This window comes from Acidocella sp., assembly GCF_027352905.1.
Classification (GTDB): domain Bacteria; phylum Pseudomonadota; class Alphaproteobacteria; order Acetobacterales; family Acetobacteraceae; genus Acidocella.
On sequence record NZ_DAIEIF010000003.1, the window covers coordinates 1 to 24,192 of the forward strand.

Genomic DNA, 24,192 nt, shown 5'->3' on the forward strand with positions numbered 1-24,192 from the left:
GCCGCCGGTATCTGGGCCTCGCTCCAGTCGGGCTACGCCCTTCTTGCGCGAGGCCCAGATACCGGCATATTACCAACCAAACCGGCAGAGCTTCCACTTATAGATTGCGAAACGGTGTTCAGACAAAGCCGGCCACCTCAGGCCAAGGGCCAGACCACACGCCTTAATACCCGGTAACGGGTGGCGTAAAGATCGAAGGCGGCTTCGACCAGGCGGGGATCTAGACGTTCCAAAGTGGCATAGATCGGCAACACCATGAAAAGCAGGAAAGTATAGACCAGCCCCAATAGAATGGCCGGCTGATTGTATAAGAGAGGCAGAGGATGGCTGATGACCCTGAGCCAGGATAACACGTTATTGATCAGCCCCTCATCACGCAGAATGAGAATCAGCAATAGGTACGGATCAGTGTGTTAATCCAGAACGGCAAGGTCACCAGCGTGAGAAGCAGGCGGCGCCGGCTGGCGGGCTGGCAAACGATATACCAGGCCACCGGAAAGCCAACCGCCAGAGACAGCACGGTGGCGAGCGTGGCAAGGTAGATGGAACGCCAGACGATGAGCAGGTAGCTCGGCGTGAAAATCAGGCTACCATCGAAATCCTGCGTGAAGAGCATCTGCACGTAGGCGCTGACGCTGGGCGGCCAAGTGACGCCGCCATAGGTATCGGCGGTGGCGAAGGAATAGATTAAGGCGATCAGCAGCGGGATCGCCATGAAGACGAAAATGATAGCGATGGCGGGCGAGAGAAGGGCGAGCGCCGTTTTAGCCCGCATGGCCAGCCTCACTCATCCAACTGCCACTCGGCCTCGTCCGGCCAGTGGAGCCGCACGGTTTGCCCTGGTCTCGCTTCCGCCGCGCTTCTGCGCAGGCGGGCGCGAATTGTTAATATTTCGCTCCCTTGCGGCACGGCGATTTCATACATCGTATCAGCGCTAAGAAACACGGCTTCCCGTACTTCGCCCTCGAGCCGGGCCGGTCCGGCGGGGGTGGAAGCAAGGGTAACCTGTTCTGGCCGCACGGCGAAAATTCCGTCCCGGTGTAGGGCCGCGCCGGGAATGAGATTCGCCTCGCCTATGAAATCCGCCACGAAGCGCGAGACCGGCCGGTGATAGATCTCATCTGGCGTGCCGGTTTGCAGTACCCGCCCCTTATTCATCACGGCGAGCCGGTCAGACATCGCCAGCGCCTCTTCCTGATCATGGGTGACCAGTACGAAGGTGATGCCGGTTTCGCGCTGCAAGCGTTTCAGCTCGCCCTGCATTTCCTTGCGCAGCTTGAGGTCGAGGGCGGAGAGCGGTTCGTCCAACAACAGCAACTCGGGCTGCGGGGCGAGGGCGCGGGCGAGTGCCACACGCTGTTGCTGGCCGCCGGAAAGCTGGGCTGGCTTGCGCGACCGAAACGCCTCCAGCCGCACCAAAGCGAGCATCGCGGTGACCCGCGCCGCGATGCGCTCCTTTTTCCAGCCCAGCATTTCAAGACCAAAGGCAATATTCTGTGTTACCGTCAAATGCGGAAACAGAGCGTAATTCTGAAACACCATGTTGACCGGCCGCGCCCGCGGCGGCAGATTTGCCACCGGCCTTCCATGCAGCCGGATTTCGCCACGGGTCGGCGTCTCGAACCCAGCCAGCATACGCAGCAGGGTCGTTTTGCCGCAGCCGGACGGGCCGAGGAGGGTGAAGAACTCCTTGTCGTAGATATCGAGGCTGACTCCGTCGAGGGCTTTATGCCCTTCCGTTCCGGCGCCAAAAATTTTATCGACGGCGTGAATCTCGATGCAGTGATGCGGCTTGGTGTCCGTCACGCGCGGGCCCAGAAAATCGCTCCAGCGTAATTCATTGAATTGCCCTTATTCCTGCGCCCAGAACGTGTTCAATAATATGTCACCGAGTCCGCTCTGATTGTCAACGAGAAGATAGTATTCCTGATACTCATTTCTCCATTTTGACAGGCGCGCGGCGGCGAAGCTATCGGTGGCGGCGGCCTGTGCAACCGGAGAAACGCGATGCCCCCTTGTCCGCCGCTGACGGAGGAATGTCTCGATATTCCGGGCCTTGAGAATCCGGTCGAGATCGTCATCGACCGCTGGGGAATTCCGCACATCACCGCCAGTTCCCTGCCGGATTTATTCTTTGCCCAAGGCTTTAACACGGCGCGGGACCGCCTGTGGCAGATTGATCTGGGGCGCAAGCGCGGACTCGGCTTGCTCGCGGCGGATTTCGGCCCGGGGTATCTGGAGCAGGATCGCGCCGCCCGGCTATTTCTCTACCGCGGCGATATGGGCCAAGAATGGCGCAGCTATGGCGAGGATGCCGAGGCGATCTGCACGGCCTTCGCCGCTGGCATCAACGCCTATATTGCCCTTACCGAGGCGGAGCCGGCTCGCCTACCGCCCGAATTCGGGCTCATGGGCACCAAGCCGCAACGCTGGCGGCCGGAGGATGTGGTGCGGGTGCGTACCCATGGCTGGGTCGGCAATGCCGGCTCGGAACTGGCGCGGGCGCAGGTCATGGCCCGGGCTGATGCTCGCACCGACCTGCTGCGCGTCCATCTCGAGCCGCCGGTCACCCCCATTCCGGCGGAAGGCCTCGATCTTGCCGCCATTCCTCCCGAGGTCATGCATATCCATGCGCTTTCCACCGCGCCGGTCACCTTCAGCCGCGCGCGGTTGGCGGCCACCCTCGCCGAGGTGGCGCGCTGGCGGGATGTAACGGCGCTGGAAGACGGTTCCGCTGGGCTGCAAGGCTCCAATAACTGGGTCGTGAATGGTGAGCGCAGCGGGACAGGCAGAGCCCTTTTGGCGAGCGATCCGCACCGTCTCCATTCCGTCCCCTCATTGCGCTATCTCATTCATCTCACCATGCCTGGCTTCGATGCGATCGGCGCGGGCGAGCCGTCTTTTCCTGGCATCATGATGGGCCATAACGGCTATGCGGCGTTTGGCCTGACATTGTTCTTGGGGCCGGATGTCGAGGATATTTATGTGTACGAGACGCGGCCCGGCGACCCGGAGCATTATGCCTATCAGGGGGGCTGGGAGAAGATGCGCGTCGTTACCGAGCAGGCGGATGTCAGGGGCTGCGCCGCCCAGCCTGTCATCTTAAAATTCACCCGCCACGGTCCTGTGATCCATGAGGATCTGGTCCGGCGGCGTGCCTATGCGGTGCGCACCGTGTTCACCGAGCCCGGCGCCGCCCCCTATGCCGCCAGCCTGATCTCGATGCGCAGCCGGGGATTCGCCCCGTTCCGCGCCGCCATGCGGCAATGGGGCGTGCCCGCCGTCAATCAGGTTTACGCCGATGCGGAGGGGAATATTGGTTGGGTGACCGCCGGCTATAGCCCGGTCCGCGTGGGCTGGACGGGGCTGTTGCCGGTGCCAGGCGATGGCCGCTTCGAGTGGCAAGGTTTTCTCGACCCCGAGCGCCTTCCCTGGGCGGAGAATCCGGTGCGTGGCGTCTTAGCCACCGCCAATGAGATGAACGTGTCGCCGGATTGGCCCACCCCGCCCGAGGCGATTGGCTATGAATGGGCCGGGCCCTCGCGCGCCCGGCGCATTGCGGAGGTGCTCGGCACGGACGCGGCTCATGGCGTGGCCGAGGCTAAATCGTTGCAAACGGATGTCGTCTCGCTAATCGCGCGGCGCGCGCTGGCCGTGCTTGCCCGTCTGGAAGGGAAAGATGTTGAAACCCTTGCCGCCTTGGCGCAGCTGCGCGGTTGGGATGGAGCGTTGCGGGCGGAAAGCGCCCCGGCCGCTTTGTTCGAGCTGTGGTGGAGCGCGCATCTCAAGCCGGGGCTGATTTCCCTGGCGGTGTCCGATAAAGCCGCGCGCACCGTCATCTTAGCCGAGGCGGATGACGAAACCGCCCTTGATGAGATCGAGACGCCAGGACGGTTTTTAGAGTCTGCGGCAGCGCGTGATGATCTCCTGCGCGTCACCCTGGCCGCAGCGTGGCGCGATGCGCGGGAACGGCTGGGGCCGGATCCGGGGGCTTGGTCCTGGGGACGGCTCCATCAAGCCAGGTTCACTTCCGCTCTGGCGCCGCTCCTGCCCATCTCGGAGGCGGCGCCCCTCACGATCGGACCGCTGCCCATGGGAGGCGGCGACAACACGGTCATGATGGCGGCCTATCGCCCTCAGGATTTCCAGGTTTATCTTGGGGCTTCGGTCCGCATCGTGGTGGACGTGGGCGCCTGGGATAATAGCGTCTGCATCAACGCGCCCGGTCAATCTGGTGATCCCCGCTCCACCCATTACGGCGATCTCGCGCCGCTCTGGGCAAAGGGGGAATATGTGCCGATGCTCTATAGCCGCGACGCCATTCTTGGCGTGGCGGAACGGCGCATTCATCTCATGCCGGGCTGAGCAGGGGTAGCAATCGGACTGATTGAATGGGATGCCCGCCGCGGCGGGGCTTCATCCTCAAATCCCGGACAATTCCTCCAGGCCATCCATTCAAATTGCATGAATGGGCCGTGCGATGTCGGGGATGCAGGCAAGCAGGCGGCGCGTATAATCGGCCCTGGGCGAGAGAATCACTTCCCGCGTGGGGCCGGCTTCGACGATCCGGCCTTCATGCATAACCAGGATACGGTCTGCGTATTTGGCGGCGGTGGAAAGATCGTGGGTGATCATCAATATGCCCATGCGTTCGGTGCGCCGAAGATCGTCCAATAAAGCGAGAATTCCGGTTCGTACCGAAACATCGAGCATGGAGACGGGCTCATCTGCCAGAAGCAGCTCAGGCTTGAGAATGAGGCTGGCGGCGATGGCCACACGTTGGCGCTGGCCGCCTGAAAGCTCGTGCGGGTACCGGTAGAGAAAATCCTCCGCTGGGGTGAGCGAGGTGCGTTTCAGCACGTCCTCGATCATGGCCAGACGCTCACGCGCCGTCGCGCCAATGCCATGGATCAGCAGCGGCTCCTCGATGATGTCCTTCACGCGATACCGGCTGTCGAGGGATTCATACGGATCTTGGTAGATCATTTGCACCCGGCGGCGCAGGGGGCGCCAGGCTCGTGCGTTAAGTGCCGTTGTTTCCATCTGACCGATCCGCACCGAGCCTTGAATGACCGGCACCATGCCCAATACGGCTTGGAGCGTGGTCGTTTTGCCGCTGCCGGATTGACCGACCAGCGCCACAAGTTCCCCGTACCCGACAGCGAGCGAGACATTGTTCACGGCCGCCATGGGTTGCGGTTGCCTGCGGCGGAACAGATCCCCTGGCGAGACCGTGCGTTGATAGACTACGGAAACATCCCGCGCCTCGAGCAGGGGGGCATGATCTTCGGGAGGGGGCGGGCGAGTCTCTGCGGCGGCGGATAAGGAAGGGATGGCGGAGAACAATTCGCGCGTATATGAATGGCGCGGCTGTGAGAAGAGAATGGGTACCGCGGCCTGCTCCACGATCGCGCCATGACGCATGACCGCGGCCCGCTGACAGACAGCGCCAACCACCCCGAGATCATGGGTGACCATCACAACCGCCAGCCGTAACTCCCCGGCAAGCCGGGCCAGGAGTTTGAGAATCTGATCCTGCACGATCACATCGAGCGCGGTGGTCGGCTCATCCGCGAGCAGGATGCGGGGGTTGCAAGCCAACGCCATGGCCATGACGGCTCGCTGGCGCATGCCGCCGGAGAATTGATGCGGGTAATTTTTGCCCGACGCGGGGGAAATGCCAACGAGATCGAGAAGTTCAGCGGTGCGCCGCCGGATATCCTCCCCGCGCAAGCTGGTATGGGCGCGAATGGCTTCGCCAATCTGCCAGGATATAGATTTTACGGGATTGAGGGCGTTCATGGCGCCCTGAAACACCATGGCGATGTCTTTCCACCTATGCTGGGCAACCGAGCCGGGCCCATAGGCGAGAATGTTTCGGCCTCCCAGCAGAATCTCGCCGCTCACCCTTGCCGCTGCGGGTAGCAAACCCATTGCCGCCAGAATGGTGGTGGTCTTGCCGGAGCCCGATTCCCCGACAAGGCCCATCAACTCTCCTGGACGGATGGAAAAATTTACATCCTTGACGACATGAGCGAAGCGGTGCCGCCCCTCGAACCAGACGTTCAAATCGCGGAATTCCAGAATAGGCGAGGGGTCTTGCTGGAGGCTGTTCATCCGTTTGCGCCCTTCCGGGGCTGGGCCGTTGGCAATAATTTCCATTCCCGTGGCGAAAGATAAGAAATCCGCAAACGAGGGTTGAGCGCGTCCTCGATGGCGCGCCCGATGAGATAGCCGCCCGTAGTGATGAGCGCGACCGCCATGCCCGCCGGCACTATGGCCCACCAGGCGCCGCTGCTAATCGCGGCGCGGTTGAAGGCGTGAGTCATAATGGAGCCCCAGGTGATGGCATCCGGGTCCGATAAACCAAGAAAAGAAAGTGCCGTTTCATTAAAAATAGCCACAGTAATTGCGAGAACCGTGTTCGCCACCAGAAGCGGGCCAAGCTGCGGCAGGATGTGGTGGAATATGATACGGGTATGGCCTGCCCCCAAGGATTCGACGCGCCTGACGTAGCTGCGCTCCTTGAGACTCATCACCTGGGAACGCACCAGACGGGCCGTGCTCGTCCACATGAGAATACCAATGGTGAGAATGACGTGCGAGATGCTCGCTCCCCAAACGGCGGCAATGACGATCATCAGAGGAATTTGCGGAACGACGAGAAAATAATCGGTGATTCTCATCAGAATTACATCGGTCCAGCCGCCGAAATAACCGGAGACGATGCCGATGGCGCCACCCAACCCAATGGCGATCACCGCCGAACAGGTTCCGACCAGCAGGGAGATGCGTCCGCCATGCAGCACCAGGCTGAAGACGTCGATTCCGCCATCGTCACATCCGAACCAGTGATGGAGGGAGGGTGGCGCGAAAACCGGGCAGCTTGCCTCACGCAGCGGGTAGGGCTCCAGAAATCCTGATGCCAGGGTGATAATCGTGATAAAGGCGACAATCGTCAGCCCTACCATCGCACCTGGTTCCCGGAAGGCTTCTGCCATTGTGGCCCAAAAGCCATACCCGGCCTGCACCTCGGCAGGAGGCTGCGAGGTTGTCATTTCATTCATAACTGTGATCCAAAGCTGTATCCTGGCTGGCGAGGTAAGAGGAGAAAGAAGGATCAATTTACCCGCGGATCGAGACGATAATAAAGTAAATCTGATATCAGATTGAAGAGGATGACGACGATGGTGATTACCAAGAACCCGCCCTGCAGCATGGGGTAATCCCGTTGAAGCACCGCTTGGTAAAGGGCCTGGCCGATACCGGGCCAGGAAAAAATCACCTCGACGAGGATGGAGCCGGTGACGATGCTGCTGAGTGACATCGCCACCATCGTCGTGATCGGTAGCATGGCGTTGCGCAGGGCGTGCGACCAGATGATTTTGAGAGATGACAGGCCTTTGGCCTTGGCGGTGAGAATATAATCCTCCCCCAATGTTTCCAGCATAGCGGAGCGGACGATGAGCACGTTGCCGGCGCAAAGCGTGAGCACGAGGGTGAGGACAGGCATGATCATGTGTTTGGCGATATCAATCGCCTGGCCGATGACCGAATTATCAAGTAGAAAAGGATCGACCATTCCCGCCGACGGCAATACGCCGGAGAAGGCGATGAGAATCATCATGCCAAGAAATTGAGTGGGAAACGCATAGAATATGACGGAGGCGGCGGTGACAATATGGTCCGCGACCGTGCCCCGCCTGACCGCGGAAAACACGCCGATCGCGATACCCAGAATGAGGGCAAGAACCGTACCAAGAGAGACCATGGGAATGGTATTGAGGAAAGATTGCCACAAAAGATCGGCCACCGGCTGGCGTGTGGCGAAAGAGACGCCTAGATTGCCCATCGCTGTCTGGCGGAGATAATCAAGAAACTGGATGAGAAGAGGCTTGTCCAGGCCGAATTGGACCTCAAGCGCGTGCCGCAAGGCGGGCGAGGCATTGGGGATGCGCGCAATTCGGTCCGCCGCGTTGCCCGGCAGAACGCGGAACAAGACGAAATTAAAAGCCACCGTAACGAATACAGTGATGAAGGCGACGCCGATCCGGTTCCAGATATAATCTGTTCGTTTAGCCAAAGGCGGACGTCCTCCAATTTCTGCTTGACCGTCAGTTGATATACTGACTATAATATAACCAAAATATCATACGTCAATCGTTTTGCGCGTGAACTTGGGGATGCGGTGCGGATGTCTCGGTTGGCTTTGCCCTGCGGCTTGGATGCGGGGGTCTGGTGTGGAGCGTTCTGGGGGATAAAATGAAGCGTTGGAATCCTGGTAAATATTTGCAAATTACCATTGTGGCGCTCGCGGCCTCCGGCAGCCTTGGGGCGGCCCGCGCGGGAGCGGATCCGCTTATTCTGCGCATTGGCGCAACGCAGCCCATCGATTCGCTAAATCCTTTCGTATCCCAATCGGACTACAGTCTCGTCATTTATGAATATATATACCCTCATCTCGTTCAATATGATCAGGACCTGAAATTCGTCCCGTATTTCGCCACGGATTGGCAAACATCTTCTGATGGGCTGAAGTGGATTTTTCATACGGTTCCCGGTGCAACCTGGTCTGATGGCACACCGCTCACCGCCCGGGATGTGGTTTTCACGCTCAACATGATCATGCAATACCAGAATGGTCCCACGGGGCAGCTCGCGGGGCTCGTTGCCCACCTCAACAAGGCGGAAGCGCCTGACGACAATACGGTCGTGCTGACCTATGCCCAGCCGGTTGCCAATGTATTGGCTCAGATGCAGGCCGTTCCGATTCTGCCCAAAAAAGTCTGGTCTTCTCTGGCAACGGGCAATGGCACCGGGATCACCACCTTCAATAACACGCCTCCTGAAATTTCGGGTGGTCCGTTTATCCTCACTAAAGCCGTTCCCAATCAGTCAGCGCTTCTGGTGGCTAATCCCCGATGGTGGGGCAGCGTCAAACCCAAAATCCAGGCGGTAGGATTTCAATTCTACGCAAATGATGATGCCATGGTAATGGCAATTTTGTCTCATCAAATTGATTTGGCCGGCGAGCAAATCCCCCCGACAGCGGTGGCCACTCTGAAACAGGCGGGGGTGTCTGTGGAGACGATGCCGAGCGTGTCGTTCAAAACATTCATCATAAATACCAACCCAAGCAAGAAAAATAATCGCGAGTTGTTGGATCCGCGAGTGCGGGAGGCCTTTGAGTATGCCACAGACCGGGACGCGATCATCCGCACCGCGTGGCTGGGCTTGGCGACGGCGGGCTCGACGATCGTCGCTCCGGTCACCGGGTGGCACGATGATTCCATCCAGCCTTTGCCTTTCGATCCAGGTAAGGCCAACCAAATTCTCGATTCTCTGGGCTATAAGAAACAGCCGAACGGAATCCGGCTCGCCAACGGTCATCCAATGGCCTATGATGTCGTGTTCCCGACCGAGGAGAACGGGACTGGTGACCGGACGTTCCAAATTTTGCAAAATGATTTCACGCAGATTGGAGTCTCCATCATCCAACGAAAAATGGATCCGACCGCCGCCACCACGGCAATCCAAGGAACGGATGGAAGATACACTGATTTCGACCTTGCCATGTGGAATTGGACGCCGGTGGTCGACCCTGATTTCGTTTTGAGCGTGATGACCTGTGCGGCCCTGGGCAATAATAGCGATAGCGGGTATTGCGACCACGGCTATGACCAGATGTATCAAGCGCAGAGCACGATGCTTGACCCGGCGCAGCGGCATCTCGAAGTCGATAAAATGCAGGAAAAAATTTACACTGACCGGCCCTATATCGTTCTCGATTATCCAGACGTCATCGAGGCCCACAGCAAGGATTGGACCGGTTTCGTTTTGTCGCCTTTGATCGGGTCGGTTAATAATTTATCTACACAAACTCTGCTCGCGGTAACAAAATCCGCTTCGCCCTAATTTTGGATCGGACAGAAAAAGCTGATGTTAGACGTGTCCAACTCGGTTGATCTCTCACTTTATCCGGATGGTACTATTTTCGATCCGAAAGACGGGCTGCGCATTGGCGGATGCCGGCTTGATGACGTCGCCAGAGAATTTGGCACACCCGCCTATGTCCTTGATGAGTTTTCATTGAGAAACCGGGCGCGGCGCTATATAAATGCGTTCCGGGCGCTTCACGCCAATTCCCATATATTTTTTGCATCCAAATCGTTCCCGTCCACACCTGTAATTCGGGTTCTTGCCGAGGAGGGGTGTGGCGTAGATGTGGCGGCCGAGGGTGAATTGCTGATGGCGCTGCGGGCGGGCGCCGACCCAGCTAGAATGGTCTTTCATGGCAATGCAAAATCAGACGCGGATGTGAAAGCCGCTATCAAGGCAAATATAGGTTATTTCGTTATCGATAATTTCGATGACGTGCGGAGGATTAAGGCTTTTGCCGAGCGGCCGGTAAAAGCCTTGCTGCGGGTTAGTCCGTCTATTGTGGCTGAGACTCATAAAAGTATGGCAACGGGCCATGACGAATCTAAATTTGGGATACCTTCGGTGCAGGTTGCCGATGCGATTAGCCTGATTCAGGCGGAACCGTTGATCGATTTGCGTGGCCTTCATTTTCATATCGGTTCCCAGGTATTAAAGCTCGATCAGTTCGAGGCGGCGATAGAGGCGGTGGCTAGGCTGCCGCGCTTCCCTGTCTATGACCTTGGTGGTGGCTTGGGGGAGCGCTATATACGGGGTGACCATGCGCCCAGCATCGAATTATATGCTGAGCGCGTGGTAAGAGCAGTGCACAAGCATCTGGGAGAGAATGTCGAGATCATTCTTGAGCCTGGCCGCTCCCTGATCGCAAAAAGCGGCGTGTCCTTATACCGTGTCGTTACGGTGAAGTGCGGATTGCGCACCCATGTCGCGGTGGATGGCGGCATGGGTGATAACCTTGAAGTCTCGCTTTATGGCCAGAAATTCGAGCCTGCGATGGTAAAGCCTGGCGGCAGAATGGAAATTTGCGACGTTGTCGGAAGGCATTGCGAATCCGGCGATACCCTGGCGGTGAACGCTCCCCTTAATGACCCGCAGGTAGGTGATCTGCTCGTCGTGCCGGTGACCGGCGCTTATTGTTTTACGATGGCTAATAATTACAATGCTGCCTTGAAGCCGCCAGTTGTGTTTTGTTCCGGCGGCCGGTCGCGTCTTGCGGTGCGGCGCGAGACCTTCGACGATTTGATCGCGCGGGATGTCTTGAACTGATGCAGAATCAAGATGAATATTTGCGGGAGATAGCGGGGTGGGCGGAAAGCCTCACGAAAATATGGCCGCTGCCGGGCGGAGTGATGGGTCTGCTCGACGCTGAGGGCCGGATGGAGGCCGTTGCGTTTGGTCGTTCGGACCTAGAGCGAAACATCGCTGCCCATCCTGACGACATGTTCATGATCGGCTCGATCAGCAAAATATTTCTGGCACTGATCACGGTTCATCTCGCCGGGCTCGGATTCTTGAACCTGGATGATCGCGTCAATGATCATCTTTCCTGGCTTCAGCCTTCCCTCGGCGCTGGTGTCAAAATTCGCCATCTCTTGCTTCATACGGGCGGCCTGGTGAAGGGGGCGGATGCGTTTCCTGATGAATTAGCCCAAATCTGGGAAGCGCGCCGTGGCACGAGCGGTGGCAAACCTGGGCATTTCTTTCACTATTCGAATCTTGGCTACATCCTGCTGGGGTGCATTCTGCGCGCCGCAACGGGGGAGAGTTTGCCCGTTCTGTACCGGCGTTGTCTGCTAGAACCGTTAGGAATGACGCGCAGCTTGGTTGGGGTGACAAATGCGGATCGTGCTCGCCTGGTCCAAGGCTATAACCCGGCGCGGGATGATTGGCCATGGGCGCCAGGAGACGCGCTGAGCCCGGCCCCCTGGTTTGAGGTCAACGGCGCGGATGGCAATATCGCCACGACTGTCCATGAGCTTTTGCGATTCGCCGCGCTGCTCCGCGATGACGGTCAGTTCGAGGGGCGTTCCATAGTTCCATCGTCCGTGCTTCAAAAAATGCGCGGATACCGTGCGCCGGGGGGTGAAGACATCGCCTTGTTCGGTGAGACGGTGAGCGAGAGCCGCTATGGCCTCGGCGTCAATGTTGAAACCGTTCTCGGCTCGCCCTGTCTTAGCCATGGCGGAGGAATGGTAGGGTATAGCAGTTTTTTATTGATAGACCTTGGCAGGCGGATCGCGCTGGTGGTGTTGACGAACGCGCCAGGAGAATGTCCCGTGGCGCAAGTGATCGCCCGTGTTGCGCACCTCGGATTATGCAATCCAGAACGGGTCGAGGCGGCGATGAAACAGAGCCTTCTCCGCGCGAATGATGATGGAATCGTCACTACTTCGCATAGGTTATTTTTGCATGCGACTGGATCGAGGCGAGGACGTCCGGCTGAGGTCACGCTGACGCCGAACGACGATGAAATTGAAGTGATCGGCGGTGGCATCAAGGCGACGCTGCACCGGGATTGGAGTGGACAGTTTGTCACGTCCCACCCTTTACTCCGGGATTTTCGCTTCTGCCGTACCAAGGATGGATGGGAGCATGGCGACGCCATATACAAGGCCAAAAAATCGGACTCGACGGCAAAGAGAGAGCCTCATCCCGCCGTGGGGCAATATCGCAGCTACTCGCCCTGGTTTCCCCGGTTTCGTATCATTGAGCGTGAAAATAGCCTGTTTTTGTCGGCTCCTGGCGGGGTGGAGGCCCCAGGCGGGGATATGCGTCTCGTCCAGCTATCCCCCGGATATTTTCGTATCGGAGATGAGGCGCATCTGCCTGAACGGTTGACTTTGGGCCCGATGGTGGAAGGTAAGGTAATAACGGTCAATCGGGATGGTTGCGTGTACTCCCGTGCATTTATGGAGTGATCTCCTCAATCGCATGATAGGAAAATTGGAAAAATAATTTGATACGGAGGCAAAAGTGAAATCATCGTGGTTTGAATTTCGGTTTCGTCTGGTATTGTTGTCGGCCTCGTCTTTGCTTTGTGCGCACAGCGCTTTCGCGCTGAGCCAACCCGATCCCATTATGATCGATGGGGGGCCGCTTGGCCCTATTCAGCTTTCGGGCGGGGCTGATGGATATTTTTATGAGCAGAGCGGAACATCCAGTAGCAGCGGCTCCAGTACATTGGGCAGCAACGAAAATGGCGTGAATCTCGGATCAGCCCTGATTCAGCTGCAAAAGACGACAGGCGTAATCCAATTCAACATGGAAATCGCCGCGACGGACGGAACCCCTACCCTTGGCGAAGCAATCGGCAAAGCAGATGTGGATTCGGTCGGCACCAGCCCGCTTTATGTGGGGACGATCACCATCGCTCCCACAGGGATGCCATTTAAACTCACAGCGGGCGAGGTGGACTGTGTGGAAGGCCCGGAATCATCCTTCAGTTGGAATAACGCTAATCTCTTCTTGAGTTCATTATATTCAGTGGAAAATGGCCCCAGCCGGGGCGTCGAAGTTGATTACACTCATGGCCCGCTGACCGCGACGGTGATTTACGGTGATGGCTGGGACACGGGCGTTTTTAACTTCCTCCAAGCCGCGCTTGATTTTCAGTTCAATGACAATAATGAGCTTGACATCTATTATGGCGGCAATCTCGGCCGGACAGGACTGAACACCCGCACCTATACCGGCACTTCTGTGGCCGATTTTGGTCCTTATTTCATGAACTCCCAGATGTTTGGCGCATATTATTCCTACACACACGGAAATCTAAATCTCTTGCCCGAAATCCAATATGTGTATGCGAAAGTTGACCATCAGATTGGCATTGATAATTTTACAAGCAATTTTGGCGCGGCGCTGATTACTGATTATAACTTCGAAAATTCTCCTTATTCATTGGGAGGAATGGCGGAATATTTCACCAGCAATGGTCTGGGGGACTGGTTCATTGCGCCCGGCGCCCAAGGATTCGGGGTGGAAGCGACTCCGTCCTGGCAATATAAACATCTCTTCCTCCGCGCATCGGTAGGCTTTCTGCACCTCATCACAGGCGGAGCCTACGGTAATAGCGGCAACGGTAAAAATGTCGTCCAGACAGGGCTAAACGGCGGAATAATTTTTTAAGTCCCAGGAGCAAAGAAAAAGCCGTCTTTGAGACGGCTTTTTCCAATTCTTCATGCCCGCCGGTTTTTTTTATACTTCATTTTCCGATTTTGAATTGACCATTCAATATCATCTTTTAAGGTAAGAATTTCTCCGGTTCGGTTACTCGTCGTGTAAAAAACAAAATCAGCGGCGCGGTAGCTCTGGCACCAGCAATCGAAGGCAGTGCCATCGCTGGTGAGACTAACTCCCCGTATACGCACGATCTGTTCATTCCGGCGCAGATGAAGTTCCTGCTGTTCCATCAAGGAAGGGCGCACCACCTCGAAATATTGTTCGGTGCGGTCATCAATGAGCGCGTAATGTTCCCGCAGGAACCGATAGAGCGAACCCCCCTGGCTTAGCTCTTGATGATCCAGGACCGGGACGAGGGTTAGAGGTAAGATCGCCTGTTCTAGGATGGAAGGGGAATTCCGGACCCGGCGCAAACGCACGATTTCCCATACCGTATCTTTTTCTTGAAGGTTCAAAACCTGCGCCACTTCCCGGTTGGGAAACCCGGTGCTGATACGCAAAAGCTCAGTGGAAAGTTCAACCTTAAAATCGGCGGGGGCCAGCGTTTCAAGGAGTCCGCCAGGCCGGCTCGGGTCACTTATAATGCGCTGATGTGCAACAAACGTACCCACGCCTTGCTGGCGGATGATCCGGCCTTCATTTTCCAGCCTGTCCAGGGCGTGGCGAACGGAGATGAGGCTAACTCCCGACATTTTCACCAGCTCGGTGGCGCTGGGCAGGCGGTCACCAGCATTCATGCTGTTTTCAGTGATCAAATTCAGGATCATCTCGTAAACAAGCTGATGACGCAGTTTCTTCTTCCTGTCGGGAGTGTCCGCGGCCGGATACAGCATTTTCCTCTCCTGGAAATTTGCCGGACCATATCAGAAAAGGCGTAAAAGCGCAAAAGCTCCTGCCATGCCCGGCTTGGTTTCAGCTTTTGCTGGATTTTATAATGCTAACGATATGCTTGACGGGTGATTGGCGTCCATGGAAAATATACTCAATATAATGAGGCGGTAGGCGCCGTTCTCGGTGGAAAATTTAACGGAATAGGAAAAAAGGAGAGGTTAACATGGAGGGTGATGGACTTAAGCGTAACGCGCTTGGCATTGGCGATGCCATCATCATTGGGCTGTCGAGTTCAGGACCAGCACAAACAATGGCTGTCAGCCTGGCGGGTATCGTCGCGGCCAGCGGCTACGCTGGGATTTTGCCGATTCTTATATCTTTCATCCCCATGCTGGGGATTGCCATCGCCTATCAGCGGCTCAACCGGTGGGACCAGAGCTCGGGCGCCACTTATAGCTGGGTGGCGCGGAGCCTCAATCCCATGCTCGGCTTTCTCGCCGGATGGATGATTCTTCTTTATTACACGGTTGGTACATCCAGCCTCACGATTCCCTGCGGCACCTATACGCTGCAATTATTGGCTCCGCATCTTGTTAACAATAATCTGGCGGTTGGCCTCGTGGGCGCCGCCTGGGATATTTTGGTCACATTATTGGCATTGTGCGCCATCCGCGTGGCCGCCCGGTTCGAGTGGATGATCGCGATTTTTGAATATCTCATTCTGGGTTTCTTTGCTTTGCTGGGGATTGTTTGGGTATTTACCAGCAAAACCGCCGTCCCGCTTTCCGCCGATTGGTTTACCATCAAAGGGGCTGGCGGTGTTAAAGGTCTGGTCGCCGGTATTCTCATCGCCTGCTTTATGTATTCAGGATGGGACGCGGCTGTGTACGTTAATGAGGAAACACACAATCCGGCCGTCAATCCGGGCCGGGCGGCGATTGCGAGCGTGGTGATTCTCGCCATTTTTTATAGTGTCGCGACTTTTGGCTTCCAAGGTGTGCTCAGCGGGCAGGAGTTGCAGGCAAATGCCGGCAACGCTTTGGCGGTGATCGCCAACCGCCTGTTGCCGGGCCCATGGAGTTCGGTGATGAGCCTGGTCGTCCTCACCGGCACCATCGCCAGCCTGCAGGCCGCAGTCATTTCCGCAGCCCGCATCGGCTTTGCCATGGCGAATGACCGGGTGATGCCCACCTTCTTCCGCCTGACAAGCCCGCGCAGCGGCTCTCCCTACGCGGTCACGATTTTTATGGGCGCTATTAATTTAATTTTTCTGGCCTTGTCTCTTTTCACCAGCGGCATCGGCAGCGCCTTGTCCAACATTGTCAGCGCTCTCGGCCTCATTGCCCTTTTGTTTTATGGCCTCACCGCGTTCACCGCCATTTGGTGTTTCCGCCGTGAGCTGCACTCCAGCCTCGCCAATTTTTTTCTGGGAGGGGTTCTTCCCGGTGTCGGCGTGATCTTCAGCGTGGCGATGATCATCCTGTCCATCACAACCGGGGCGACGAATACCATTATTCTGATTTACGGCCTCGGCTCCATCATCATCGGCGCGCTGGTGGCTCTCTTCCTGCGCTTCACGGGCAAAACCGGCTTCTTCCGGGGCGAAATCAACACGTAAAGGAATCAAAATAAAATCGAATGCCGCTATTGTACCCATTATACATACCCAGTATATTGAGTGGCGAGGAGAACAATCATGTCAACCGGCCACTACCGCAACGCTGACCGCTACACAAAGAGCGCCCGCATGTTCAAATCCGCCTGCGAGGTTATTCCCGGCGGTGTCAACTCCACCGCGCGAGCCACTTGGTCCGGTTGGGAGCCGCATCCGCTTTTCGCCTCGCATGGCGAGGGCGCTTATCTGTATGACGTGGATGGCAATCGCTACATTGACTATCTGCTCGGCCTGGGGCCGATGATCCTCGGCCATCGTCCGCCCGCCGTTACACAGGCGGTTGTGGACGCGATCACGGCGCGCGGCACGGTGTTCGCGCTGCCTACAGAGCCGGAGACGGCGCTTACCCATAAGCTCATTGCCGCCGTTCCCAGCCTGGAGCAGGTAAGGCTCTGCAACACCGGCACGGAGGCGGTTCTTTACGCCGTTCGCTTGGCGCGGGCCTTTACCGGGCGTCCCAAGATCATCCGGTTCGAGGGGATGTATCACGGCTTCTCCGATGGCGTTTACTGGAGCAAGCATCCGCCGTTGAGCGCGGCGGGGACAGATCGCCATCCCATGGCGGTACCGCAGGGGCCGGGCGTGCCCGCCGCTCTTTCGGAGGGGCTGATTATTCTGCCTTGGAACGATGTGGAGGCGTTGAAGGAAGCCCTGGAAACCCATGGGGGTGATATCGCCGCGGTGCTGACCGAGCCGGTGATGTGCAATACGGGCTGTATCTTGCCCAAGCCGGGCTATCTCGAGGCGATGCGCGAGCTTACCCAGCGTCACGGCGTGCTGCTTATCTTCGATGAGGTCATCACCGGGTTCCGCCTCGCTTTGGGCGGCGCGCAGGCGCATTATGGCGTTACGCCGGATCTCGCCACTTTCGCCAAAGGCGTTGGCGGCGGCTTCCCTCTCGCGGTCATGGGCGGGCGGCGAGACATCATGGCGCTGGTGGCGGATGGAACCGTTTCGATCGCGGGAACCTATTCGGCCAATGTCATCGCTGTCGCCGCCGCCAACGCGACGATGGATATTCTGGCTACGCCGGGCATGTATGAAAAGCTCTACGAGGTTTCCGACCGTTTGCGGCTCGGTCTTGAGAAAATTTTCACGGATGCCAGGATTCCCACGCAAGTCGTGGGGGTCGGGCCGGTTTTCCAGGTCTGGTTCAGTGAAAAGCCGATCCATAACTACCGGGATGCCGCGCGCCATGCGAGCCATGAGCTGTTCCGTATCTGGTGGGAAGGAATGCTGGATCGCGGCGTGTTGTTTCATCCCGGCGCTTTCGAAAATCTCTTCGTCTCGTTTGCCCATACGAAGGAGGATGTTGATCAGACGCTCGAATTGGCCCGGGACGTGGCCAAGCAGATCGCTCAAAGTCGCTAATGGCGGCGGGGTTTCGCCTCGGCCTGGATCTCGGTACGTCCTCGTTGAAGGCCGTGATCGTCGATGAAGCGGGAGGCGAGGTCGCCGCTGGCATGGCGGCCTATCCCACAGTGTCGGCGCATCCCGGCCAAGCGGAGCAGGACCCCGCCGCCTGGGCGGAGGCGCTTGTCAGGGCCGTGGCGGATGCGCTTTTGGCTTTAGGGCCGGAGCGGGCCGGGGAGGTAAAAGCCATCGGCGTGACCGGCCAGCTTCCCACCCTTGTCTGCCTTTCGGCGCAAGGAAAGGTGGTTGGTCCCGCCATCACGTGGTGCGATACCCGAGCGGAGGATTGGGTGAGCGAACGCCTCGATAGTGAACGAAGGCGCGCGCTCTATGAGGCGACGGGCATGCCCATAGACGGGCGCTATCTGGCGCCCATGTTTCGTGTCCATTTCTCAGAGACGGCCGAAGTGGCGCATATCGTCTCGGCCAAGGATTATCTTTGCTATCTTTTAACCGGGCGGTTGATCACCGATCCCAGCACCGCCTCGGGCTACGCGGTATATGACATCAATCAATCAAGCTGGAGCGAAGATTTATGCGTGTTCTGGGGCTTGGATCCAAGGCTGCTTCCGGAAATCGGCGCGCCTGATTCATGCGCCGGCGGCTTGCGGGAGGATTGGGCGGCCCGGCTCGGCTTGGCGGCGGGCCTGCCCGTCGCGGTCGGTTGCGCGGATTCGGTGGCGGGCGCCTATGCATTATGCGGCTATGAGGAGGGCACGGTTTCGGTGGTGATGGGGTCGAGCACGATCATCATCGCCCCCTCGGACCATCTCTGTCCCGACCCAAAATCGCGATATCTGCTGACACCTTATGCCCAGGCGGGCTGGTTCGCGCGTGAGATGGATCTGCTGGCCACCGGTACCGGCTTTTCATGGCTTAGCAATCTTCTGGGCCATCCCGCGAACATGATCGAGGCCATGGCGTTGCGTGCGCCACCCGGCGCGGATGGCTTGCTGTTCGCCCCCTATCTAGGGGAGGGCGAGCAAGGGGCGCTTTGGGATAGCCGGTTGCGCGGCGTTCTCCGCGGGCTCAAGCTCGCCCATGGCCCGGCCCATATCGCGCGCGCCTATTTCGAGGGCGTTTTGTTTGAAATCCGCCGGTGCCTGGACGTTCTGGAAGAATTCGGCCCGGTGCGCGGGGTCACCATTTCGGGCCAGTTTACCCATTCCCCCGGGCTCTTGCTGCTGGGTGCCAATGCGCTGGGGCGAAAGCTGACCCTGCGGGATGTTTCTTCCCCGTCTGCGGTAGGGGCGGCTCTTCTCACCCCAGGGAGCCCATATGGAATAGCGGCCAAGCCACGGGCGCTCATCGCTCCCACGGAGCATCAGGCGCGATATGACGAATTCTATTCCGCCTATCTGCAAATTTTTCCTCATCAGGCTCGATAAGGATTAAAAACGTGAACGTCGAATGGTTTCCTGGTCGTGCGGCGCTCAGCGAGCGGGCGTTTGGCCTGGTCGCGGATATGTTGAAGACCAAGGCCCGGACGGTAATGGCGTTGCCCACCGGCGAGACACCCCTGCGATTATATGAAAGGTTGATCCGGGCGGAACATTCCAAAGAGATACAGCTTTCCGAGGCCCGGTTTTTTAACCTGGACGAATTCGTGGGCAAGGGGCCGGCCGATCCCGGCAGCTACGCCTATTTCCTACACCGGAATTTCTTTGCTCCCGCCGGAATCGATCCGGCCCGCATCCGGTTGCTACGTGGGGATTGTGTCGATTGGCGGGCCGAGTGCGAAGCGTATGAAGCCGCGATCCTGGCGGCGGGCGGAATAGATTTGGCCATTCTGGGGCTTGGACGTAATGGCCACATAGCCTTCAACGAGCCGGGGTCGGATTGGGCCTCCCGCACCCGGCGCGTAACATTGGCAGAGAAAACGCGGGAGGCGCAGGCTCTCTTATACCCCAACCCAGAGGACGTGCCGCGGGAGGGCCTCACCATGGGCATTGGGACGATTTTAGAAGCCCGCCATATACTGCTCCTCGCCTCGGGAAGCGGAAAAAAGCGGGCGATGGCGGCATTGCTCAACGGTAAGCCTGACCCCGCTTGGCCGGTAACGGCTCTGCTCAGCCACCCTCGCGTGTCTGTGCTGGCCACGCAGGATTTAGGACCTGTCGATTAATATCACATTTGATGATCTGATGCCCTTACGCGGGGCGCGCGTTCTTATGCCCCCCGCGCCTCCTCTCCCTCCAGCCCATAAGCCGCCAGAACCCTCCCCATCCAGGCGATGACGAGGTCATCCGGCGCGAACAGGGGCTTGGCGGATATCAGCCGGGCCCATTGCAGCGCGCCGAAAACGAGATGGTCGGCCCAGTTTGGCGCCTCGCCCGCGATGAAATCCTGGCCCGCGAGCAGGCGCTGCAAGGGTTTCAGCGTGGCGCGCAGGGTCTTCTCCGCTTCCGGCCGCGCTGCCGCCATCTCCTCCAGGCTGCGCTTGAACATCGCCTCCCGCGTCTGGCGGAAATAGGGCTGGTCCCGCGGGTCCAGACGCTCGCAAATATCGGGCATCACCACCGCGGCGATGGCGGGGTGCAGCGCGCCCTCCGTCCAGCTTTTCACGAACATGCATAGGGCGCGCGCCGGCGGCTCGCCATATAAGGAGGGCGCGTTGGGATAGCTCCGCTCGAGATAATCCGCGATCATCTGGCTGTCCGAGACGATATTCGCCCCATCCACCAGCACCGGCACCTTATCCTGGCCCGAGGCGGCGATCGCCGCCTTGTCGGTAAACCGCCAGGGGATGGTCTCGTAATCCAGCCCCTTATGCGCGAGCGCCAGCTTGGCGCGCCAGCAAAACGGGCTGAAGCGCGTGCCGTCAGCGGCGGCGAGATCATAAAGCTTGCGGGTCATCGGGCGCTCTGCCCAAAAAGAACCGCCCGCGATTCCTCGGAGACGGTGGCGGCGGTATTGATCTCCCGCGCTTTCTCATAGGCCCGCTTTACCGCCGGCCGGGCGGCCATGCGCTGGAACCAGGCTCGCAGATGGGGAAAATCCTCCAGCTTTTGCTGCTGTCGCTCATAAGGCACGATCCAGGGGTAGCAGGCCATATCGGCGATCGAATACGCCCCCGCGATATACTTCCTGCCATCGAGCTGCTTGTTCAGCACGCCATAGAGGCGGCCGGTTTCCTTGACATAGCGCTCCATCGCGTAGGGGATGCGCTCCGGGGCGTATTGAACAAAATGGTGGTTCTGCCCGGCCATCGGCCCCAGCCCGCCCATCTGCCAGTAGAGCCATTCCAGCACCTTGAAACGCGGGCGGGGCGCCTTGGGCAGGAACTTGCCGGATTTGTCGGCCAGATATTCAAGAATGGCGCCGGATTCGAAAACGCTGAGCGGCCCGGCCCCGTCCTCCGGTGCCAGATCACGAATGGCGGGGATGCGGTTATTGGGCGAGATTTTGAGAAAATCCGGGTTGAACTGCTCTCCCTTGGAGATGTTCACCGGAAAAATTTTATAGTCGAGCCCTGCTTCCTCCAGAAAAATCGTGATCTTATGCCCGTTCGGCGTCGTCCAGTAATACAACTCGATCATGGTTTTTCTCCTTCAGGCAAGGGCCTTGGCCGCCATCTCGTATACGTTGGGGCTGAGCCGCTCCCGCGCGAGGATGCGCTCAAGCTCCGCCTTCATCAAGCTCTGGCGCGCCGGGTCGAACCGCCGCCAGGTGCCGAGCGCGGTGACGAGCCGCGCCCCGACTTGCGGGTTGGTCTCGTCCAGCCGCAGCACGATATCGGCGAGCAGCCGGTAGCCCGCCCCGGTCCTGTCGTGAAACACCGCCTGGTTGCCGGTGAACGCGCCTATGAGCGCGCGGACGCGGTTGGGGTTGCGCAGGTCGAAGGCCTCATGGCGCAACAGCGTTTGCACCCGCGCCAGCGTGTCCGCCGCCTGGCTGCGCGCCTGCACGGAAAACCATTTGTCGATGACGAGGGGCGTCCGCCGCCAGGCCTCATAAAACGCGGCGAGCGCCTCCTCCCGCGCCGGGCCGGGAAAATCGGCGAGCAGGGCCAGGGCCGCGAGCCGGTCGGTCATGTTGCCCGCCGCCTTGAACTGCGCGGCGGCGCGCTCCGGCCCCTCGGCGGCGGTAAGGTAGGCGAGGGCGGTGTTGCGCAGCGCCCGCGCGCCCATCGCGGCGGCTGAGATATCGTCCGGCGCGTGCTGGCCGAATGTCTCGTAAATCTCGGCGAATTTCGCTTTCAGCCCCTGGCCCAGCGCTTGCCGGGCGGCGGCGCGCGCCGCGTGGATGGCGTCCGGATCGGCGATTTCCATTTCATCGGCCAGCAGCGATTCCTGGGGCAGGCTCACCGTCTCGGCGGCAAAGGCGGGGTCCTCCGCCGCTTCCTCCAGCGTCGCGGCGATGGCGGCGCGCAGCCCCTCATCCAGGGTAAAATCCGCGCCCGCCTGCCGCGCGGCCACCGCCTCAAGCAGCGCGGCGGTGGCGTATTGCTGCAACGCGTCCCAGCGGTTGAACGGGTCGGTGTCATGCGCGGCGAGAAAGGCGAGGCGTTCGCGGCTTTGTCCCTTGAGCTTCACCGGGGCGGAGAAATGGCGGAACAGCGAGACCGCGGCGGGCGCGCGCGGCAGCGGAAAGCTGAAGCTCTGCTCCGCCTCGCGCAGCAGCAGGGTCTCGGCGCGCATGTCCCGCCCTTCCTCATCCAGCACTCCCATGGCGACGGGGATCAGCATGGGCTTCTTCTCCGGCTGGCCGGGGGTGGGCGGAATGCGCTGGCGCAAGGTGAGGGTGAAGACGCCGCCCGCCTCATCCCATTGCTCGGCGAAGCTGATCTCGGGCGTGCCGGCCTGCTCGTACCAGAGAAGTAACTGGCTGAGATCGGTCTTGGTGACCGATTGCATCGCCGCCCAGAAATCCTCCACCGTCGCGGCGGAGTTGTCATGGCGGGCGATATACAAATCCATGCCCCGGCGGAAGGCCTCGCGGCCGAGGATGGTCTGGTACATCCGCACCACCTCCGCGCCTTTTTCATAAATCGTCGTGGTATAGAAATTATTGATCTCGAGATAACTGGCCGGGCGGACAGGGTGGGCGAGCGGCCCGGCATCGTCGCGGAATTGGGTGGCGCGCAGCATCCGCACATCGGCGAGGCGCTTCACCGCCGCCGAGAAGCGGTCGGCCATATATTCCTGGTCGCGGAAAACCGTGAGCCCCTCTTTCAGGGACAGCTGGAACCAGTCGCGGCAGGTAACGCGGTTTCCCGTCCAGTTGTGGAAATATTCATGGGCGATCACCCGCTCGACATTCTGGAAATCCGTGTCGGTCGCCGTCTCGCTGCTCGCCAGCACATAGGCGGTGTTGAATATGTTGAGGCCCTTATTCTCCATCGCCCCCGCGTTGAAATCCGAGACGGCGGCGATATTGAAAATATCGAGATCGTATTCGAGGCCGAAAACCTCTTCATCCCATTTCATCGCGCGTTTGAGCGATGCCATGGCGTGGCCGCAGCGGGGCTCGTCGCCGCGCTCCACCCAGATGGCAAGCTCCACCGGGCGGCCCGAGCGGGTGGTGAAACCATCCCGCACGGAGACGAGGTCGCCGGCCACCAGGGCAAACAGATAGGAGGGTTTGGGGTGCGGGTCCTCCCATTCCGCCCAGGCCCTGCCGTTTTCCTCGCCGCTGGCGAGACGGTTGCCATTGGAGAGCAGCACGGGGAATTTTTGCGCGTCGGCGTGCAGGCGGACCCGGTAGCGGGCCATCACATCCGGCCGGTCCGGAAAAAAGGTGATCCGGCGGAATCCTTCCGGCTCGCATTGGGTGAACAGGCCGGAGCCGGAGGCGTAGAGGCCGGAAAGCTCGGTATTGGCGGCGGGGTGGATGCGCACGCTGGTTTCCACCAGCGCCGCGTCCGGCGCGTCATGGATCGTCAAGCCATCGGCGTCCAGCACATAGCGGTTATCGCCCAGCGCCTCGCCGTTGAGGGAGATGGAGAGCAGCTCCAGGGCGCGGCCGTCCAGGCGCAGCGGGCCGGGAGCGTTGCGGCGCAATTGCAGCCGGGCATGGACGAGCGTGGCTTCGGTGTCGAGTTCGAATTCCAGGGCAACCGTGTCAGCCTGGTAGGCCGGCGGCTGATAGTCGGCGAGTTTCACCGGGTTGCGCGGCGTCGTCTGTCCATCGGCCATCGTCTTGCATTTCCC

19 protein-coding genes are annotated in these 24,192 nt (G+C 59.2%); 9 read left to right on the top strand and 10 right to left on the bottom strand.

Features of this window, described 5'->3' with window-relative positions:
• Positions 1-137: 137 nt before the first annotated feature.
• Genes M7H45_RS00165 through M7H45_RS00175 form a run of 3 tightly spaced genes read right to left on the bottom strand, consistent with a single transcriptional unit; the run spans position 138 to position 1,806 of the window.
• Positions 138-395, bottom strand: a complete 258-nt coding sequence (locus M7H45_RS00165) for an ABC transporter permease (protein WP_298213482.1) — start codon at positions 393-395, stop codon at positions 138-140.
• Positions 389-775, bottom strand: coding sequence for a hypothetical protein (locus M7H45_RS00170; RefSeq protein WP_298213484.1), 387 nt, complete (start codon positions 773-775; stop codon positions 389-391). The genes M7H45_RS00165 and M7H45_RS00170 overlap by 7 nt, the downstream gene beginning before the upstream one ends.
• Positions 776-783: 8 nt before the next feature.
• The gene (locus M7H45_RS00175) at positions 784-1,806 is read right to left on the bottom strand and encodes an ABC transporter ATP-binding protein (protein ID WP_298213486.1); all 1,023 of its coding nucleotides are present in this window, start codon (positions 1,804-1,806) and stop codon (positions 784-786) included.
• A gap of 201 nt (positions 1,807-2,007) precedes the next feature.
• Here M7H45_RS00175 and M7H45_RS00180 point away from each other — a divergent pair, with 201 nt between their 5' ends.
• On the top strand, positions 2,008-4,365 hold the full coding sequence (locus M7H45_RS00180; RefSeq protein WP_298213488.1) for a penicillin acylase family protein: 2,358 nt from the start codon (positions 2,008-2,010) through the stop codon (positions 4,363-4,365).
• Positions 4,366-4,455: 90 nt separating this feature from the next.
• Here the strand turns inward: M7H45_RS00180 and M7H45_RS00185 are convergent, their stop codons facing one another.
• The 3 genes from M7H45_RS00185 to M7H45_RS00195 are packed head-to-tail and all read right to left on the bottom strand — an operon-like array spanning position 4,456 to position 8,083.
• Entirely contained in the window at positions 4,456-6,117 is a 1,662-nt protein-coding gene (locus M7H45_RS00185; RefSeq protein ID WP_298213490.1) for an ABC transporter ATP-binding protein, read from the bottom strand.
• Positions 6,114-7,067 (bottom strand): ABC transporter permease, encoded by a 954-nt coding sequence (locus M7H45_RS00190; protein ID WP_298213492.1) that lies wholly within the window; start codon positions 7,065-7,067, stop codon positions 6,114-6,116. The genes M7H45_RS00185 and M7H45_RS00190 overlap by 4 nt, the downstream gene beginning before the upstream one ends.
• Before the next feature lie 53 nt (positions 7,068-7,120).
• The gene (locus M7H45_RS00195; RefSeq protein WP_298213494.1) at positions 7,121-8,083 is read right to left on the bottom strand and encodes an ABC transporter permease; all 963 of its coding nucleotides are present in this window, start codon (positions 8,081-8,083) and stop codon (positions 7,121-7,123) included.
• A gap of 179 nt (positions 8,084-8,262) precedes the next feature.
• Between M7H45_RS00195 and M7H45_RS00200 the strand changes: the two genes are divergently transcribed.
• From M7H45_RS00200 to M7H45_RS00215, 4 genes are read left to right on the top strand one after another with little or no spacing between them, the layout of a single operon-like run.
• Positions 8,263-9,915: an ABC transporter substrate-binding protein gene (locus M7H45_RS00200; protein ID WP_298213496.1), complete on the top strand. Its 1,653-nt coding sequence runs from the start codon at positions 8,263-8,265 to the stop codon at positions 9,913-9,915.
• A gap of 24 nt (positions 9,916-9,939) precedes the next feature.
• Positions 9,940-11,205, top strand: coding sequence for a diaminopimelate decarboxylase (gene lysA, locus M7H45_RS00205; RefSeq protein ID WP_298213497.1), 1,266 nt, complete (start codon positions 9,940-9,942; stop codon positions 11,203-11,205).
• Complete coding sequence (locus M7H45_RS00210) at positions 11,205-12,857, top strand: serine hydrolase (protein ID WP_298213499.1); 1,653 nt, start codon at positions 11,205-11,207, stop codon at positions 12,855-12,857. Before lysA ends, M7H45_RS00210 begins: the two co-directional genes overlap by 1 nt.
• Positions 12,858-12,912: 55 nt before the next feature.
• Positions 12,913-14,067, top strand: a complete 1,155-nt coding sequence (locus M7H45_RS00215; protein ID WP_298213501.1) for an outer membrane beta-barrel protein — start codon at positions 12,913-12,915, stop codon at positions 14,065-14,067.
• Positions 14,068-14,117: 50 nt separating this feature from the next.
• On the opposite strand, the gene M7H45_RS00220 is transcribed toward M7H45_RS00215, so the two are convergent.
• Positions 14,118-14,954 carry a GntR family transcriptional regulator gene (locus tag M7H45_RS00220; protein WP_298213503.1) on the bottom strand — a complete coding sequence of 279 codons (837 nt, stop codon included), beginning with the start codon at positions 14,952-14,954 and terminating at the stop codon, positions 14,118-14,120.
• A gap of 221 nt (positions 14,955-15,175) precedes the next feature.
• Here M7H45_RS00220 and M7H45_RS00225 point away from each other — a divergent pair, with 221 nt between their 5' ends.
• From M7H45_RS00225 to M7H45_RS00240, 4 genes are all read left to right on the top strand, one after another.
• The gene (locus M7H45_RS00225) at positions 15,176-16,570 is read left to right on the top strand and encodes an APC family permease (protein WP_298213505.1); all 1,395 of its coding nucleotides are present in this window, start codon (positions 15,176-15,178) and stop codon (positions 16,568-16,570) included.
• 78 nt (positions 16,571-16,648) lie between these two features.
• Positions 16,649-17,998: an aspartate aminotransferase family protein gene (locus M7H45_RS00230; RefSeq protein ID WP_298213507.1), complete on the top strand. Its 1,350-nt coding sequence runs from the start codon at positions 16,649-16,651 to the stop codon at positions 17,996-17,998.
• Positions 17,998-19,428 (top strand): FGGY-family carbohydrate kinase, encoded by a 1,431-nt coding sequence (locus M7H45_RS00235; RefSeq protein WP_298213509.1) that lies wholly within the window; start codon positions 17,998-18,000, stop codon positions 19,426-19,428. The genes M7H45_RS00230 and M7H45_RS00235 overlap by 1 nt, the downstream gene beginning before the upstream one ends.
• Before the next feature lie 11 nt (positions 19,429-19,439).
• Positions 19,440-20,165 carry a glucosamine-6-phosphate deaminase gene (locus tag M7H45_RS00240; RefSeq protein ID WP_298213511.1) on the top strand — a complete coding sequence of 242 codons (726 nt, stop codon included), beginning with the start codon at positions 19,440-19,442 and terminating at the stop codon, positions 20,163-20,165.
• A 44-nt stretch (positions 20,166-20,209) separates the two neighbouring features.
• Here M7H45_RS00240 and M7H45_RS00245 read toward each other — a convergent pair whose 3' ends face one another.
• The 3 genes from M7H45_RS00245 to pepN are packed head-to-tail and all read right to left on the bottom strand — an operon-like array spanning position 20,210 to position 24,177.
• Positions 20,210-20,896, bottom strand: a complete 687-nt coding sequence (locus M7H45_RS00245) for a glutathione S-transferase N-terminal domain-containing protein (protein ID WP_298213513.1) — start codon at positions 20,894-20,896, stop codon at positions 20,210-20,212.
• Positions 20,893-21,579: a glutathione binding-like protein gene (locus M7H45_RS00250; protein ID WP_298213515.1), complete on the bottom strand. Its 687-nt coding sequence runs from the start codon at positions 21,577-21,579 to the stop codon at positions 20,893-20,895. The genes M7H45_RS00245 and M7H45_RS00250 overlap by 4 nt, the downstream gene beginning before the upstream one ends.
• 12 nt (positions 21,580-21,591) lie before the next feature.
• Positions 21,592-24,177 carry an aminopeptidase N gene (gene pepN, locus M7H45_RS00255; RefSeq protein WP_298213560.1) on the bottom strand — a complete coding sequence of 862 codons (2,586 nt, stop codon included), beginning with the start codon at positions 24,175-24,177 and terminating at the stop codon, positions 21,592-21,594.
• Between the last annotated feature and the right edge of the window lie 15 nt (positions 24,178-24,192).